The sequence below is a fragment of the Allostella sp. genome (assembly GCF_041913585.1).
GTDB lineage: Bacteria > Pseudomonadota > Alphaproteobacteria > ATCC43930 > Allostellaceae > Allostella.
On the sequence record NZ_JAYSFE010000108.1, the window covers coordinates 1 to 16,553 of the forward strand.

16 protein-coding genes are annotated in these 16,553 nt (G+C 72.2%); 12 read left to right on the forward strand and 4 right to left on the reverse strand.

Translation table 11 applies throughout. The features are described from left to right. Window positions 1–162: 162 nt before the first annotated feature. The gene (locus tag ACE3Q3_RS18125) at window positions 163–957 is read left to right on the forward strand and encodes an alpha-1,2-fucosyltransferase (protein ID WP_374448454.1); all 795 of its coding nucleotides are present in this window, start codon (window positions 163–165) and stop codon (window positions 955–957) included. A gap of 9 nt (window positions 958–966) precedes the next feature. Here ACE3Q3_RS18125 and trpE read toward each other — a convergent pair whose 3' ends face one another. Both trpE and ACE3Q3_RS18135 read right to left on the reverse strand, forming a co-directional pair. Further along, window positions 967–2,472 (reverse strand): anthranilate synthase component I, encoded by a 1,506-nt coding sequence (gene trpE / locus ACE3Q3_RS18130; RefSeq protein ID WP_374448457.1) that lies wholly within the window; start codon window positions 2,470–2,472, stop codon window positions 967–969. 11 nt (window positions 2,473–2,483) lie between these two features. Beyond that, a complete protein-coding gene (locus tag ACE3Q3_RS18135; RefSeq protein ID WP_374448459.1) occupies window positions 2,484–4,361 on the reverse strand; it encodes a SurA N-terminal domain-containing protein in 1,878 nt (625 codons plus the stop codon). A 131-nt stretch (window positions 4,362–4,492) separates the two neighbouring features. Here ACE3Q3_RS18135 and tpiA point away from each other — a divergent pair, with 131 nt between their 5' ends. The 5 genes from tpiA (at window position 4,493) to ACE3Q3_RS18160 (ending at window position 9,548) form a co-directional block, all read left to right on the forward strand. After that, a complete protein-coding gene (gene tpiA, locus ACE3Q3_RS18140) occupies window positions 4,493–5,248 on the forward strand; it encodes a triose-phosphate isomerase (protein WP_374448461.1) in 756 nt (251 codons plus the stop codon). A gap of 84 nt (window positions 5,249–5,332) precedes the next feature. Further along, a complete protein-coding gene (secG, locus tag ACE3Q3_RS18145; RefSeq protein WP_374448464.1) occupies window positions 5,333–5,656 on the forward strand; it encodes a preprotein translocase subunit SecG in 324 nt (107 codons plus the stop codon). Between the two features lie 91 nt (window positions 5,657–5,747). Continuing rightward, entirely contained in the window at window positions 5,748–7,373 is a 1,626-nt protein-coding gene (locus ACE3Q3_RS18150) for a CTP synthase (protein ID WP_374448466.1), read from the forward strand. Continuing rightward, a complete protein-coding gene (locus ACE3Q3_RS18155) occupies window positions 7,370–8,101 on the forward strand; it encodes a glycerophosphodiester phosphodiesterase (protein ID WP_374448469.1) in 732 nt (243 codons plus the stop codon). Before ACE3Q3_RS18150 ends, ACE3Q3_RS18155 begins: the two co-directional genes overlap by 4 nt. A gap of 16 nt (window positions 8,102–8,117) precedes the next feature. Beyond that, a complete protein-coding gene (locus ACE3Q3_RS18160) occupies window positions 8,118–9,548 on the forward strand; it encodes an alkaline phosphatase family protein (RefSeq protein ID WP_374448472.1) in 1,431 nt (476 codons plus the stop codon). A 12-nt stretch (window positions 9,549–9,560) separates the two neighbouring features. Here the strand turns inward: ACE3Q3_RS18160 and ACE3Q3_RS18165 are convergent, their stop codons facing one another. Then, a complete protein-coding gene (locus ACE3Q3_RS18165; RefSeq protein ID WP_374448474.1) occupies window positions 9,561–10,049 on the reverse strand; it encodes a hypothetical protein in 489 nt (162 codons plus the stop codon). Between the two features lie 75 nt (window positions 10,050–10,124). Between ACE3Q3_RS18165 and kdsA the strand changes: the two genes are divergently transcribed. Beyond that, window positions 10,125–10,970, forward strand: coding sequence for a 3-deoxy-8-phosphooctulonate synthase (kdsA, locus tag ACE3Q3_RS18170; RefSeq protein ID WP_374448476.1), 846 nt, complete (start codon window positions 10,125–10,127; stop codon window positions 10,968–10,970). 18 nt (window positions 10,971–10,988) lie between these two features. Here kdsA and ACE3Q3_RS18175 read toward each other — a convergent pair whose 3' ends face one another. Then, the gene (locus tag ACE3Q3_RS18175) at window positions 10,989–11,711 is read right to left on the reverse strand and encodes a 2OG-Fe(II) oxygenase (RefSeq protein ID WP_374448478.1); all 723 of its coding nucleotides are present in this window, start codon (window positions 11,709–11,711) and stop codon (window positions 10,989–10,991) included. A 165-nt stretch (window positions 11,712–11,876) separates the two neighbouring features. Between ACE3Q3_RS18175 and eno the strand changes: the two genes are divergently transcribed. From eno to ACE3Q3_RS18200, 5 genes are all read left to right on the forward strand, one after another. After that, window positions 11,877–13,154, forward strand: coding sequence for a phosphopyruvate hydratase (gene eno, locus ACE3Q3_RS18180; protein WP_374448481.1), 1,278 nt, complete (start codon window positions 11,877–11,879; stop codon window positions 13,152–13,154). Window positions 13,155–13,186: 32 nt separating this feature from the next. Next, window positions 13,187–13,516, forward strand: a complete 330-nt coding sequence (locus ACE3Q3_RS18185) for a septum formation initiator family protein (protein WP_374448483.1) — start codon at window positions 13,187–13,189, stop codon at window positions 13,514–13,516. A gap of 201 nt (window positions 13,517–13,717) precedes the next feature. Beyond that, window positions 13,718–14,746 (forward strand): pyruvate dehydrogenase (acetyl-transferring) E1 component subunit alpha, encoded by a 1,029-nt coding sequence (gene pdhA / locus ACE3Q3_RS18190; RefSeq protein WP_374448485.1) that lies wholly within the window; start codon window positions 13,718–13,720, stop codon window positions 14,744–14,746. Window positions 14,747–14,823: 77 nt separating this feature from the next. Next, the gene (locus ACE3Q3_RS18195) at window positions 14,824–16,182 is read left to right on the forward strand and encodes a pyruvate dehydrogenase complex E1 component subunit beta (RefSeq protein WP_374448487.1); all 1,359 of its coding nucleotides are present in this window, start codon (window positions 14,824–14,826) and stop codon (window positions 16,180–16,182) included. 15 nt (window positions 16,183–16,197) lie between these two features. After that, window positions 16,198–16,553 (forward strand): biotin/lipoyl-containing protein (locus ACE3Q3_RS18200; RefSeq protein WP_374448489.1); only part of this gene is annotated, 356 nt, incomplete at its 3' end.

The following is a 16,553-nucleotide window of genomic DNA, read 5'->3' on the forward strand; positions in this document are numbered from 1 at the left end:
CGCAGGCCGAGCGCCGCGGCTTCCAGCTCGTGCCGATCAGCAGCCTCGCCCGCATTCCGCCGACGGTGCAGGCGCAGCGCTGACCGCCGGCTCCGGCCGGCACGGATCGCATCCCGGGGCGATCGCGCTATTCTGATCCGTCAGGGTCCCGCGGGCGGCGCCATGATCGGCTGCAATCACCTCGGACGGATTGGACGACTGGGCAACCAGATGTTCCAGTATGCGGCCCTGCGCGGGATCGCCGCGGTCCACGGCTACGAATTCTGCATCCCCGACAGCGACTTCCGTGACCCGTTCCGGGACCATCAGCTGTTCGCCGCCTTCCGGATGGCCGGCGCCGTCGCCCGTGGCCGGGTCAAGGGCGGCCACTATCGCGAACGGACCCTCGCCTTCGACGAAGGCTTCGTGCGGCATTGTCCGGATGGCGTCAGCCTGTTCGGCTTTTTCCAGACCGAGCGCTACTTCGCCCACGTCGCGGACATGGTGGCGGCGGACTTCGCGTTCGACGCTGCGGTGCTGGCGCGGTGCCGCACGGCCGTCGGCCGGCTCGAACGCCCGATCGCGCTCCATGTCCGGCGCACCGACTATCTGGCGAACCGGTCCAAGCACCATGTCCTGAAAGGGGTCTACTACGCAGCGGCCCTACGGAGGTTCGCCCCCGACCGGCCGGTCGTCGTCTTTTCCGACGACATCGCCTGGTGCCGGCGGCAGCCGCTCTTCGCGGGCCGGCGGTTCCTCTTCGCCAACTCCGGCGACAACGTGGCGGACCTCTGCATGATGAGCCTGTGCGACGGCCACGTCATCGCCAACAGTTCCTTCTCCTGGTGGGGCGCCTGGCTCGCCCGGCGCCCGGGCGTCGAGGTCGTCGCCCCCGGGCGGTGGTTCGCCCGCCACCAGTCGACCTGGCAGGCTCCGGACATCCTGCCGGCGCGCTGGACCGCGATCGCCGAAGGGTAGGGGCCGCGCTCAGCCGCGCCGGGCGAAGCGCACGGCCTCCTCGGCGGCGCGGAAGAGGGCGCGGGCCTTGTTGACGGTCTCCTGGTACTCGGCCTCGGGGTCGCTGTCGGCGACGACCCCGCCGCCCGCCTGGACGTACATCGTCCCGTCCTTGACCACGGCGGTGCGCAGCGCGATGCAGGTGTCCATCGAGCCGTTGGCGGAGAAGTATCCGACGCAGCCGGCATAGATGCCGCGGCGCTCCTCCTCGACCTCCTCGATGATCTCCATCGCCCGGACCTTGGGCGCACCCGACACGGTGCCGGCGGGAAAGCCGGCGACCAGCGCCGAGAGCGCGTCGTAGTCGGGCGAGATCTGCCCCTCGACATGGGAGGAGATGTGCATGACGTGGGAGTAGAACTCGATCGCGAACTGCTCCTTGACCGTCACGGTGCCGACGCGGGACACGCGCCCGACGTCGTTGCGCCCGAGGTCGAGCAGCATCAGGTGCTCGGCGCGCTCCTTGGGGTCGGCCAGCAGTTCCGCCGCCAGCGCCTGGTCTTCCGCCGCGGTGGCGCCTCGGCGCCGGGTGCCCGCCAGCGGCCGGATGGTCACCGTGTCGTCGCGCAGGCGGACGAGGATCTCCGGGCTCGAGCCGACGACGGAGAAGCCGTCGAAGTCGAGGAAGAACAGAAACGGCGAGGGGTTGAGGCGCCGCAGCGCGCGATAGAGGGCCATCGGCGGCAGGCGGAACGGTGCCGAGAAGCGCTGCGACGGCACGACCTGGAAGGCGTCGCCGGCGCGGATGTACTCCTTGCAGCGCTCGACCATCCACTTGAAGCGCTCGGGCGTCATGTTCGATGCCGGCGCCGGCATCTCGCCGGCCTCGGCCATCGGCTCGCGTCGGTGCGGCAGGCTCCGCTCCAGGTCCGCCAGCACGTCGGCCAGCCGTTCGCGCGCCCGGTCGTAGGCGCCCCGAGCCGCCACGCCGGCCTCCGGCCGGACCGGCGTCACCAGCGTCACCCGGTCGAGGATGTTGTCGAAGATGGCGATGACGGTCGGCCGCACGAAGATCGAGTCCGGCACGCCCAGCGTGTCGCGGTTCTTGTCCGGCAGGCGCTCCATCAGCCGGACCATGTCGTAGGACAGGTAGCCGAAGACGCCGGCCGCCATCGGCGGCAGGCCCTGGGGCAGCTCGATCCGGGATTCCTCGACCAGCGTCCGCAGCGCCTCCAGTCCGCCCATTCCCATCGGGACGAAGGCGTCGGCGTCGAACCGGGCGCTGCGGTTGATCTCGGCCGTCCCGTTGCGATAGCGCCAGACGATGTCCGGCTTGAGGCCGATCACCGAATAGCGCCCGCGCACGGCCCCTCCCTCGACGGATTCGAAGAGGAAGCTCAAGGGCCGGCGGTCCGCCATCTTGAGGAAGGCGGAGACGGGCGTCTCGAGGTCGGCGACGAAGTCGCACCAGACGACCTGGGGGCGTCCGGCGTCGTACTCGGCGGCGAAGGGCTCGAACCGGGGCGAGGCGTCCATCGGCGACGGTCCTAGAGCAGGCGGTCGATCGCGGCGCGGTCGATCTCGACCGTCACCCGGCGGCGGAGCGCCGCACCCAGTTCCTGGCCGAGGTCGGCGGCGACGTCGCGCTCCAGCGTCTGGCGGAGCGTGTCGACGGCCGCCTGTTCCTGGGCCGGATCGACGGGCTCGATGGCGGTGAGCACGCCGACCGCCACGCCGTCGGCGACGGTCCCCTTGGCTGCCGTCCCGACCGGGCCGGCGAAGAGAGCGGTGACGGCGGCCTGGGGCAGGGGGATCGCCTCGCGCCCGCCGGTCCGGGCGAAGGGTCCGACCGGCTTGACCTCGACCGCGCGCCCGGCGACCGCGTCGGCGAGCGTGCGCCCCGACTTCACCGCGGCCAGCACCTCGTCCGCCAGCTTGTCGGCCGCCGCGGTCTGGCGTTCCTCGACCCAGGCCTGCGCCACCGCGTCGCGGACCTCGGACAGGGCGCGCACGCGGGGGGCGATGACCTCGTCGACATGGACCGCGAGATAGCCGCCCTCGGGCATCTCGACGATCGGCGCCGTCTCGCCGGTGGCCGTGTCGAAGGCGATGCGGGGCAGCTCGGGACCGCCCGGCAGCGGGGAAACGGGCTGGCCGTCGGCGTCGCGTCCCTGGGCGTCGAGCGGCGGCAGGGCCAGCGCCGAGACGCCGACCGCGGCGGCGGCCTCGTCCATCCTGGCGCCGCCGGCGAGCGCGTCCTCAAGCTTCGTCGCCTGTTCGGACAGCGCATCGAGCGCCCGGTCCCGGCGCAGGGTCTGGGCGATCGCGTCCTTGACCTCGGCGAGCGGGCGCACCGCCTCGGGGACCACCTCGGCGACGCGGAGGACGTGCCAGCCGAGGGCGCTGCGGAGCGGTGCCGTCGCCTGTCCGGCGGGCGTGTCGAAGACCGGCGCCAGTTCCTCCGGCAGGCCGGCGCGCTCGGTCAGACCGATGTCGAGGCCGGCCGGGTCCTGCTTGGCGATGTCGCGGGCGACGGTCGCGAAATCCTGGCCGGCGGCGAGCGCGTCGGCGACCTGCTTCGCCTGTGCCTCGTCGGGCACCAGGATCTGCTGCAGCCGGCGCTGCTCCGGGCGGGTGAACTCGGCCTTGCGCTGCGCGTACTCGGCGGCGACGTCGGCGTCGCTGATGGCGATGCCCTCGGCGAGCGCGTCCGGGCTCAGCACGATCGCCGTGACCCGCCGGAGCTCCGGCGTCGAGAACCGGTCCTTCAGCCGCTCCAGGGTCTGGGCGAGCTGGGCGTCGTCGGGGGTGCCGACATCGGCGAAGAGCGAGCGCGGCAGCAGGACCGCGTCGGCCCGCCGCTTCTCGTTGCGATGCCGATAGAGGAGCTCGGCCGCCGCCCGGCCGACGCCGGCGCCGGCCACGACCGGGTCGGCGAGCGCGACGCGGGCGATGTCCTGGCGCAGGCCGCCGACATAGAGCTGCTCGGTCGTGCGCATCTGTTGCAGCGCGGACTGGAAGGCGCGGGCGTCGAACTGCCCGGCGGAGCGGAACTGGGGATTGGCGGCCAGCGTCCGGCGCACCGCGTCGTCGCCGACGACGATGCCGAGATCGTTCGCGGCCTGGGCATAGAGGCGCTGCTGCACGATCTGCTCGATCGAGCGGTCGACGATGCCGAGTTCGCGCGCCTGCGCCATGTCGAGGGTGCCGCCGAACATCGGGCGGAGCTGCTCGACGTCGCGGCGGATCTGGTTCACCACCTCGACGCCGCTGATCTTGGCATCGCCGACGCGGATCACCGTCGCCTCGGCGCCGGGCTGGCGGAAGATGTCCCCGATGCCCCAGACCCCGAAGCTCAGGATCAGGAGGAGGAAGAGAATCTTCACCACCCAGGAGGTGGCGCGACTGCGGATGGCCTGGAGCATGGGCGGTCGGGATCCGCGTCCGGGTGGTTGAATTGGGCCGCGGATCATAGGGATCGGGGCTATCGCCAGCAACGCCTATCGGCCGGGCGGCGCTTTCCGGCCGACATTCGGCCATGCTAGAGACGACGCCCATGGACCATGCACGACGCCCCCTGATCGCCGGGAACTGGAAGATGAACGGGCTCGCGGCCGACGCCGAAGCCCGCGGCCGCGACCTCGCGGGCCGCACCCGGGCCGGCGATGCGCCGCCCTGCGACTGGCTCGTCTGCCCGCCGGCGACGGCGATCCCGGTGGTGGTCGCCGCGGTCGCGGGCGCCCCGGTCGCGGTCGGCGGCCAGGACTGCCATGCCGCGGCATCGGGCGCCCATACCGGCGACATCGCCGCCCGCATGCTGGCGGATGCCGGCTGCGGCTACGTGATCGTCGGCCATTCCGAGCGCCGCGCCGACCATGGCGAGGACGACGCCGCGATCGCGGCCAAGGCCGCCGCCGCCCACGCCGCCGGGCTCGTCGCCATCGTCTGCGTCGGCGAGACCGAGGCCGAGCGCGACGCCGGCCGGGCCCATGCCGTGGTCGCCCGGCAGATCGCCGGCTCGATCCCGGCCGGGGCGACGGCGGCCAACACCGTCGTCGCCTACGAACCGGTCTGGGCGATCGGCACCGGGCGGACGCCGACCGTCGACGACGTCCAGGCGATGCATGCCCACATCCGCGGCTGCGTGCCGCCGTCGATCGACGCCGCGGCCCTGCGCATCCTCTATGGCGGCTCGGTCAAGCCCGGCAACGCCGCGGCGCTGCTGCGCCTGCCGGACGTCGACGGCGCCCTGGTCGGTGGCGCCAGCCTCGTCGTCGACGACTTCTGGGCGATCGGCGAGGCGACGCGGTAGCGGCGAATTCGCCACTGGCGCACGACGGCGCGAACGACTAAATACCCCGCGACTCCCCGGTTCGACAGTTCAGGAATTCGCCCCATGGCGCAGGTCATCCTCGTCATCCACCTGCTCATTGCCGTGGCGCTCGTCGTGGTGATCCTGTTGCAGCGCAGCGAAGGCGGCGCGCTCGGGATCGGCGGCGGGGGCAGCGGCGGCATGGCCGGCTTCCTGTCCGGCCGCGGCCAGGCCAACCTGCTCACGCGGACGACGGCGATCCTCGCCGCCTGCTTCGTCGTGACCAGCCTGACTCTCGTGCATCTGACGGGCGGCGCGGTGAAGCCGCGCTCCATCGTCGACCAGCCCCCGGCCACTCCCGCCGCTCCGGCCGCCCCGGCCGCGCCGGCGGTACCGCAGGCCAACTGACCCTCATTCCGACCGGGTTCCCGTCGTGGGAACCCGCGGCTGCAATTTCGCGGTTGGGCGGGACTCGATCGCGGGGATATTCTGACTGTCCATGACGCGGTTCATCTTCATAACCGGCGGCGTGGTCTCCTCACTCGGAAAGGGCATCTCCGCAGCCGCGCTCGGCGCGCTGCTGCAGGGGCGCGGCTTTTCGGTGCGGCTGCGCAAGCTGGACCCGTACCTCAACGTCGATCCGGGCACGATGAGCCCGTATCAGCACGGCGAGGTGTTCGTGACCGACGACGGGGCCGAGACCGACCTCGACCTCGGCCACTACGAGCGCTTCACCGGCGTTCCGGCCCGGCGCAGCGACAGCGTGACCACCGGCCGCATCTACTCGACGGTGATCGGGCGCGAGCGGCGGGGCGAGTATCTGGGCGCCACCGTCCAGGTCATCCCGCACGTCACCGATGCCATCAAGGAGTTCATCCAGGCCGACGCCGAGGGCAGCGATTTCGTGCTCTGCGAGATCGGCGGCACCGTCGGCGACATCGAGAGCCTGCCGTTCCTGGAGGCGATCCGCCAGCTCGCCAACGAGCTCGGTCGCGAGCGGGCGATGTTCGTCCACCTGACGCTCGTGCCCTGGATCCCGTCCGCGGGCGAACTCAAGACCAAGCCGACGCAGCATTCGGCCAAGGAACTGCTGGCGCTCGGAATCCAGCCCGACATCCTGCTCTGCCGTTGCGACCGGCCGATTCCGCCGTCGGCCCGGCGCAAGATCGCGCTCTTCTGCAACCTGCGCGAGGAGCGGGTCATCCCGGCGATCGACGTCGGCACCATCTACGAGGTGCCGGTGACCTACCATGCCGAAGGCTTCGACGAGCAGGTCTGCGCCCATTTCGGCCTGACCAGCCCGGAACCCGACCTGTCGCGCTGGAAGGCGGTCGTCGAGCGCATCCACCAGCCCGAGGGCGACGTCACCATCGCCATCGTCGGGAAGTACACCCACCTCGCCGACAGCTACAAGTCGCTGGGCGAGGCGCTGGTCCATGGCGGCATCTCGAACAACGTGCGGGTGCGGCTGAACTGGATCGACGCCGAGATCTTCGAGCGCGAGGACGCGGTCCAGCACCTCGAGAGCGTGCATGCGATCCTCGTCCCGGGCGGCTTCGGCGAGCGCGGGTCGGAGGGCAAGATCGCCGCCGCCCGCTTCGCCCGCGAGCGCAACGTGCCCTATTTCGGCATCTGCTTCGGCATGCAGATGGCCGTCATCGAGGCGGCGCGCAGCCTGCTCGGGCTGGAGGGGGCGGGGTCGACCGAGTTCGGGCCCTGCCGGCACCCGGTGGTCGGGCTGATGACCGAGTGGGTCCGCGGCAATGCCCTGGAGCGGCGCGAGGCCGGCGGCGATCTCGGCGGCACCATGCGGCTCGGCGCCTACGACTGCGTCGTCCAGCCCGGCAGCCGCATCGAGGAGATCTACCAGGCGACCCGCATCAGCGAGCGGCACCGCCACCGCTACGAGGTCAACATCAACTACCGGGCGCCGCTCGAGGAGGCGGGACTCCGCTTCTCCGGCATGTCGCCCGACGGCGTGCTGCCGGAGATCGTCGAACTGCCGAGCCATCCGTGGTTCGTCGGCGTCCAGTTCCATCCCGAGCTGAAGTCGAAGCCGTTCGCGCCGCATCCGCTCTTCACCGCCTTCGTGCGCGCCGCCCTCGAGCAGTCGCGGCTGGTGTGACGGGCGCCGTCCGCGTCGTCGCCCACCGCGGCGCCTCCGAGACCGAGCGGGAGAACTCGCCCCGCGCGGCGGCGGCGGCGATCGCAGCCGGCGCCTGGGCGGTCGAGATGGACGCGCGCTTCTCGGCCGACGGCGTCGTCCATGTCGCGCATGACCCGGACCTCGCCCGCATCGCCGGGCTCGGCGCCGAGGTGGCGGCGATGACGGCGGCCGAGATCGCCGGCCACCGCGCGCCCGACGGCGACCCCTGGGTGCCGACCCTGCGCGACCTGCTGGCGGTCGTCGCCGGTCGGGTGCCGGCCGTGATCGACATCAAGATCCGCGGGCCCGAGATGCTGCGAGCCATCGCCGACGCGGCTCCGCCCGGCATGGAGCCGGACCTCGTGCTCGGGGTTCGGGCCATCGAGGACGTCGCGGCGGCGCGCGCCATCCTGCCGCGGGCCCGGGTCCTGGGCCTCCTGCCCGGCACGGGCGACCCGGCTGCGCTGGCGACGGCGGGCGGCTTCGCCATCCGGTTCTGGGAGCCCGACGCGACGCGGGAGCGGGTCGCCGTCGCCCACGCGACGGGGCTGGAGGCGTGGGTGACGGCCGGCCGCTCCGGCGGTCGCGGCGAGGAAGCGGTGGGGGCCTGCACGCCGGATCGGCTGCGGCGGCTGGCGGCCCTCGGCATCGACGGCATCCTGGTCAACGACCCCGCGACCGCGGTCGCGGTGCTGACGGCGGGCTAGCGACGGGAGAGGGGCGATGGCGGAGCGGCGGCGGGTCCTGCTGGTGGTGTTCGACGGCCTGCGGCCGGACATGATCGCGCCGGGGCTGATGCCCCACCTGGAAGCATTCCGCGCCCGTTCCGCGCATTTCCCGCTGAGCCGGACGGTCTTCCCGAGCGAGACGCGGGTCGCCGTTTCCAGCCTCGTCACCGGCTGCCATCCCGGCCGCCACGGGCTGGTCGCCAATGCCTTCATCAGCCGCCAGGCCGGGCGGGTGCAGACGGCCCGGCTCGACCATCTCGATCGCCTGGCGGCGAGCCGCGGCGGCCGGCTCCTGGAGCGGCCGTCGCTGGGCGAGCGGCTGGCGGCGGCCGGGCGGCGCATGACCGTGATCTCGACCGCCTCGCCGGGTGCGACCCGGCTCCTCAACCACCGCGCGGCCGACCTCGGGCATGTCACCCTGTCGGCCCATGGCGAGGGCGCGACGCAGCCGGCCGCCGCCATGGCCGCGGCCGAGCGGCGGGTGGGCCCCGTCCCCGAGGGCGGGACGCCCAACACCGCGCGCATGCATTGGGCGGCGAGCGTCCTCCTCGACCACGTGATCCCCGACCTCGATCCCGACCTCGCCGTGCTCTGGTTCTCCGACCCGGACACCACCTGGCACTATCGCGGCATCGGGACGCCCGAGGGCCTGGCGGCGCTGCGCGGCGCCGACGCCGCCTTCGCGCGGGTGCTCGACTGGGTCGATTCCGAGCCGGAGGAGCGGCGGCCGCAGGTGGTGGTGATGTCGGACCATGGCCACGTCACCACCCGGGCCACCGTCGATGCGGCCGCCGTGGTGGGGGCGCGCTTCGGCGCGCCGGACCCACAGCCGGGCTATTCGGGTGGCATCTCCCTGCCCGGCGGCGACGAGCGGCAGCTGGCCGAGGTCGCGGAGTGGCTCCTCGACCAGCCCTGGTGCGGCCACGTCTTCACCCGCGGCGGCGACGGCCGGGCCGGGCTCGTCGCCGGCAGCTTCGACCGGCGCCTCGTCGCCTGCGACCACCCGGACGCGCCCGACCTCTACTATTGCATGGCGACCGACGACGATCTCGACGCCCACGGCATCGACGGCGGCTGCCTCTTCCACAATGCGATCCCGGTCGGCGGCAGCATGCATGGCGGGCTGCACCCGCGCGAGATGGCGAACGTGCTCATCCTCGGCGGCGCCGGGGCGAGGGCAGGCTACGCCTCGCCGCATCCCGCCGGCACGGTCGACGTCGCCCCGACCATCCTGGCGCATCTCGGCCTGGCGGCGGACGGCGGCATGGATGGTCGCATCCTGGCCGAGGCCCTGGCCGGCGGCGCCGCGGACGGTGGCTCCGCGGACGGCGAGGCCCGGGTCGAGGAGGTGCGCTCGGGCGGTCGCCGGCTGATCCGCCGCCACTTCGCCGGCCGCGCCTATCTCGACAGTGCCCGCCTCGGGTGAGCCCGCGGCTCGTCAGGCGCGCCGCGTCGTCAGCAGCGCCAGCACGAGGACCGGGAGCACCAGCAGCCACCAGCGCTCGTTGACGAGGAAGTAGACCGCGCCTGCGGCCGCAAAGCTGGCCCAGGCCGCGCCCGGCATGCCGGATTCGCCGGCGGCGCGGTGGTAGAGCCAGAGCCCGACCAGCGCGTTCGCGGCCAGGAAGAGCTGCGATCCGGTGGCCCCGAGCGAGCCCGCGACGGGCAGCTTCACCAGCGCGTAGCCGACCCACTGGCGCGACAGCAGGTCGGCGGCGAGGTGGATGGCGACGCCGCCCGCGAGCAGGCCGCCGACCATCGCCCAGCGCAGGACGACGACGGCGGGCAGCAGCATGCTGTGGGTGACGATCGAGCGGTGGCCGAGAAGGGGGAGCCACTGGTCGGTGTCGGGGATGGCGATGCCGGCATGGATCAGCACCAGCGCCAGCAGCACGGTCGCCGACGCCGCGACGAGGCCGCGCCTCAAGGCCAGGCTCGCATCCGGAGGTCCCTGGTACTATCTATCCGCGGAACTGTCCCTCCCGCGGAAAGACCGGCCCCCATGACCCAGCCCCGGCACGTCCATGTCGGCAACGTCACCCTCGGCAACGATCGGCCGCTGGCGCTCATTGCCGGCCCCTGCGCGCTGGAGAGCCGGGACCATGCGCTGGAGATGTCGCATGCGCTGGTGGAACTGACGGGGCGGCTCGGCATCGGCCTCATCTACAAGACCTCGTTCGACAAGGCCAACCGCACGAGTGCCGACAGCCCGCGCGGCCTCGGCATGGACAAGGCGTTGCCGATCATGGCCGAGGTGCGGGAGCGCTGGGGCTGCCCGGTCCTGACCGACGTCCACACGGCCGAGCAGTGCGCGCCGGTCGCCGAGGCGGTCGACGTGCTGCAGATTCCGGCCTTCCTCTGCCGCCAGACCGACCTGATCGTGGCGGCCGCGCGGACCGGCCGCCCGGTCAACATCAAGAAGGGGCAGTTCCTGGCGCCCTGGGACATGGCGAACGTCGTCGCCAAGATGGACCAGGCCGGCAACCCGAACACCCTGGTCTGCGAACGCGGCGCCAGCTTCGGCTACAACACCCTGGTCTCGGACATGCGGGCCCTGCCGATCATGGCCGAGACGGGCTGCCCGGTCGTCTTCGACGCCACCCACTCGGTGCAGCAGCCGGGCGGCCAGGGCAAGACCAGCGGCGGGCAGCGGGAATTCGTGGCCGTGCTGGCGCGCGCCGCCGTCGCCGTCGGGGTGGCCGCGGTCTTCATGGAGACCCACCAGGACCCGGACCGCGCGCCGAGCGACGGGCCGAACATGGTGCGCCTGACCGACCTCCCCGCCATCGTCGAGACCCTGATGGCCTTCGACCGGATCGCCAAGGCGAACCCCGTCGCCCGCGCCTGACCGCGGCCGGCGCCGCCGTCAGGCGGCGTCGTGGAAGATGATCCCGAGCGTGGTGCGGCTGCCGGAGCGCAACGTCGCGACGCCGTGGCGAAGCTGGGTGCGCCGCCAGCCGAGGCGTCCGGGCTGGGGCCGATCGCGGACCGCAAAGAGGGCGACGTCGCCCCGGTCGAGCGGCACGACGTGCGCCCGCGACTGGCGGCGCGGCTGCTGCTCGACCAGCACGAACTCGCCGCCGGCGAAATCCGCGCCGGGCCGGCTGAGCAGGGCGACGGCCTGGATCGGGAAGACCTCCTCGCCGTAGAGGTCCTGGTGCAGGCAATTGTAGTCGCCGGGCCCGTAGCGCAGCAGCAGCGGCGTCGGGCGGGTCTGGCCCGCGGCATGGCAGCGCGCCCGGTAGGCGGCGTGGTCGCGGGGGAAGCGGGCCGACAGGCCGAGCCGCTCGGCCCAGCGGTCGGCGACCGTCGCCAGCGGCGGATAGAGCTGGGTCCGCAGGGTCTGCACCACGGGTGGCAGCGGATCGGCGAAATAGCGATAGACGCCGCGCCCGTAGCCGTGGCGCTCCATCACCACCTCGCGCCGGAAGCGCCCCGGCTCGGGCGCGTCGAAGAGCCCGATCGCGTCCATGGCTTCCGCTTCGGTCAGGAGGTGCGGCAGGACGGCGTGGCCGGTTGCATCCAGGGCCGCGGCGGCGGCGGCCCAGTCGACGCGGGCGATGCGGTCGGCGAGCGGGGGCGTGGTCATCGGCGGGCTCCTCGGGCAGATCGCCAGCGTCGCGCGGATCGCCCGGTGCCGCCATCCGATCCTTGCGCCCGGATGGGCGTCCGGATGGCACGCTTGCCCCGGTCACATGCGGCCGGATATCTAGTGCCGCTCATCCCATCCCCATCCCAGTTCCGAGGCACCATCATGACCGCGATCGTCGACATCAACGCGCGCGAGATTCTCGACAGTCGCGGCAATCCGACGGTCGAGGTCGACGTCCGCCTCGAATCCGGCACGCTCGGCCGTGCCGCGGTGCCGTCGGGCGCCTCGACGGGTGCGCACGAGGCGGTCGAACTGCGCGACGGCGACGGCCGCCGGTTCGGCGGCAAGGGCGTGCGCCGGGCCGTCGATGCCGTCATCGGCGAGATCTTCGACACGCTCTCCGGCATGGACGTCGAGGACCAGCTCGCGATCGACCAGGCCCTGATCGCGCTCGACGGTACCCCCAACAAGGCGCGGCTCGGCGCCAACGCCATCCTCGGCGTCAGCCTCGCCTGTGCCCGGGCGGCCGCCGCCGAGGCCGACATGCCGCTGTGGCGTCATGTCGGCGGCGTCTACGCCCACCGCCTGCCGGTGCCGCTGATGAACATCGTCAATGGCGGCGCCCATGCCGACAACGCCATCGACTTCCAGGAGTTCATGATCGCGCCGGTCGGGGCGGAGAGCTTCGCCGAGGCGCTGCGCATGGGTTCGGAGGTGTTCCACGCCCTGCGCAAGCAGCTCGTCGCCGCCGGCCACAACACCAATGTCGGCGACGAAGGCGGGTTCGCCCCGGCGCTGAAGACGGCCGACGAGGCGCTGGGCTTCATCGCCAAGGCCGTGGAAGCGGCCGGATACCGGCTCGGCGACGACGTCGCCTTCGCCCTCGATCCGGCCTCGACCGAGTTCTACAAGGACGGGCGCTATGTCCTGTCCGGCGAGGGGCGGACGCTCGATGCCGCCGGCATGGTCGCCTACTACGAGGAACTCTGCGGCCGCTACCCGATCCTCTCGATCGAGGACGGCATGGCGGAGGACGACTGGGACGGCTGGATTGCCCTCAACCGGGCGATCGGCGGCCGGGTCCAGCTCGTCGGTGACGACCTCTTCGTGACCAGCACGGCCCGCCTGCGCGAGGGCATCGCGAAGAACGCCGCCAACGCCATCCTGGTCAAGGTGAACCAGATCGGCACGCTGAGCGAGACGCTGGACGCCGTCGACACGGCCCAGCGCGCCGGCTGGCGGGCGGTCATGTCGCACCGCTCGGGCGAGACCGAGGACACGACCATCGCCGACCTCGCCGTCGCCACCAACTGCGGCCTCATCAAGACGGGCTCCCTGTCGCGCTCGGACCGCACCGCCAAGTACAACCAGCTCCTGCGCATCGAGGAGCAGCTGGGCCGGCAGGCCCGCTATCCCGGCCGGGCGGCGTTCGCGCGTTGACGGCGACCCGGCGACGGTGATCCCCTGAGGCCATGTCGATTCGTCGCGACTTCGGCCGCGTCATGCGGATGGGGGTGGCGCCCGCTCTGGGCGTCGCCGTCATCGGCTATTTCGCCTATCACCTCGTTCACGGCGACCGCGGCCTCGTCGCCTGGCGCGACCTCAGCGAGCGCATCCGCACGACCGAGGCCGAGGCCCGCCAGGTCGCCGGCGAGCGCCAGGAGATCGAACGGCGTGTCGCGCTGCTCCGGCCCGACAGCCTCGACCGCGACATGCTGGACGAGCGCGCGCGCGAGGTTCTCAACCTCGCCCACCCGGACGACCTCGTGATCCTGCGCGCGCCCGCTGCACCTGCGAAGTAGTGTCGCCGAACTGGCCGCAGTGCAGCACGATTAACCGGAATTTGGTTAATCGGACGATTTCCATTGTGTTTCAAGGATTTGCGTCGGCACTTCCGCTCCGCGGCTGGTTGCAATCCGCCGGTCAGACGCTATGTTGACGATCGGGGCTCGGCGGCCGTTCCCGCCGACCCGCAATTGAGGTCGCCCGAGGGAGGAAGCTCTATGGCCGTAGCCAAACGTCAGGCCTCGGCGCCGAAGCGCACCGCCAAGACGGCGCGCCTCGACCCGGACGTACTCGTAGGCATGTATCGCGACATGCTGCTGATCCGCCGCTTCGAGGAGAAGGCGGGCCAGATGTACGGCATGGGCCTGATCGGCGGTTTCTGTCATCTCTACATCGGCCAGGAGGCGGTCGTCGTCGGCATGCAGTCGGCGATCGGCAGCGACGACGCGGTCATCACCAGCTACCGCGACCATGGCCATATGCTGGCCTGCGGCATGGACGCGCGCGGCGTCATGGCGGAGCTGACCGGCCGGCGCGGCGGCTATTCGCGCGGCAAGGGCGGCTCGATGCACATGTTCAGCCGCGAGAAGAACTTCTACGGCGGCCATGGCATCGTCGGCGCCCAGGTGCCGCTCGGCACCGGCATCGCCTTCGCCCTCAAGTACAAGGGCGGCAACAACCTCTGCCTCACCTATCTCGGCGACGGCGCGGTGAACCAGGGGCAGGTCTACGAATCCTTCAACATGGCGGCGCTGTGGAAGCTGCCCGTCATCTACATCATCGAGAACAACCGCTACGCCATGGGGACGTCGGTCCAGCGGTCCTCGGCGACGCCGCACCTGTTCGAGCGCGGGGCCGCCTACGGCATCCCGGGCCGGCAGGTCGACGGCATGGACGTGGTCGCGGTCAAGGCCGCGGGCGACGAGGCGGTGGCCCATGTCCGCGCCGGCAAGGGCCCCTACATCCTCGAGATGATGACCTACCGCTACCGCGGCCATTCCATGTCGGACCCGGCCAAGTACCGGACCAAGGAGGAGGTCAACAAGATGCGGTCGGAGCACGATCCGATCGACCATCTCCGCACCGCACTGCTGGACAACGGCTGGGCCAAGGAGGAGGCGCTGAAGGCCATCGACCGCGAGGTCAAGGACATCGTGACCGCGGCGGCCGAGTTCGCCCAGGAGAGCCCGGAGCCCGACCCGTCCGAACTCTTCACCGACGTCCTGGTCGAATCCAAGGCCGCCTGAGCCGGCGCCATCTGCGGACGCCGGCGCCCGTCGCGAGCGACGGCGCCGCCCCCGTGTCCTCCCGAGGAGAGGTCTCGATGCCGATCGAAGTGCTCATGCCGGCGCTCTCGCCGACCATGACCGAAGGCAAGCTCGCCAAGTGGCACAAGAAGGCGGGCGATGCCGTGAAGGCGGGCGACGTGCTCGCCGAAATCGAAACCGACAAGGCGACGATGGAGGTCGAGGCGGTCGACGAGGGGACCGTCGGCTCGATCCTGGTCGCGGAGGGCACCGAGGCGGTGCCCGTCAACCAGCCGATCATGCTGCTGCTCGAGGACGGCGAGGAGGCGGGCACCGCCGCCGCGGCCAAGCCGGAGGCGGCGGCGAGGCCCCAGCCGGCGGCCCGGGCCGAGCCTGCCCCGCCGCGGGCGCCGGCCGAGCCCGCGACGCCGCCGGAGCCGGAATATACCGGCGAGACGCACACCATCACCGTCCGCGAGGCGCTCCGCGACGCCATGTCCGAGGAAATGCGCCGCGACGAGACGGTGCTGCTCCTCGGCGAGGAGGTCGGCGAATATCAGGGCGCCTACAAGGTCAGCCAGGGCATGCTGCAGGAGTTCGGCGCCAAGCGGGTGATCGACACGCCGATCACCGAGCAGGGCTTCGCCGGCCTCGGGGTGGGCGCCGGCTTCATGGGCCTCAAGCCCATCGTCGAGTTCATGACCTTCAACTTCGCCATGCAGGCGATCGACCAGATCATCAACTCGGCCGCCAAGACGCTCTACATGTCGGGTGGGCAGATGGGCTGCTCGATCGTGTTCCGCGGCCCCAACGGTGCCGCCTCCCGCGTCGCCGCCCAGCATTCGCAGTGCTATGCGAGCTGGTACGCGCACTGCCCCGGGCTCAAGGTCGTGTCGCCCTGGTCGGCGGCCGATGCCAAGGGGCTGCTCAAGGCGGCGATCCGGGACCCGAACCCGGTGATCTTCCTCGAGCACGAACTGCTCTACGGCCAGAGCTTCGAAGTGCCGACCGATCCCGATTTCATCGTCCCGATCGGCAAGGCGAAGGTCGTGCGGCCGGGCCGCCACGTCACCATCACCGCCTTCTCGCGCATGGTCGGGCTCGCGCTCGAGGCGGCGAGCCGGCTGGCGGAGGAGGGGATCGAGGCCGAGGTCGTCGACCTGCGCACGCTGCGCCCGCTCGACACCCAGACCATCGTCGCCTCGGTCCGGCGCACCAACCGCCTGGTCTCGGTCGAGGAGGGGTGGGCCTATGCCGGCATCGGCTCCGAACTCGCCGCGATGGCGATGGAGCAGTGCTTCGACGACCTCGACGCGCCGGTGCGCCGGGTGACCGGCGCGGACGTGCCGCTGCCCTACGCCGCCAACCTGGAGCGGCTGGCGCTGCCCCAGGTCGAGCAGATCGTCGAGGCGGCCAAGGCCGTCTGCTACCGGTAGGGGGAGCCCCGAGCGATGCCCATTCCCATTCTGATGCCGGCGCTGTCGCCGACGATGACCGAGGGCAACCTCGCCAAGTGGCACAAGAAGGAAGGCGACGCCGTCCGGGCGGGCGACGTGCTGGCGGAGATCGAGACCGACAAGGCGACGATGGAAGTGGAGGCGGTCGACGAGGGCCGCCTCGGCCGCATCCTCGTTCCCGAGGGCAGCCAGGCGGTCAAGGTGAACACCGAGATCGCGCTGCTGCTGGAGGAGGGCGAGGACGCCTCGGCGCTGGACGGCGGCGCGGCCCGGCCGGCCCCGAAGGCCGCGCCCGCATCGGCCCCGGCGCCCGTGGCGGCCCCGGCCGCGCCGCAGCCGGCGGCGGCACC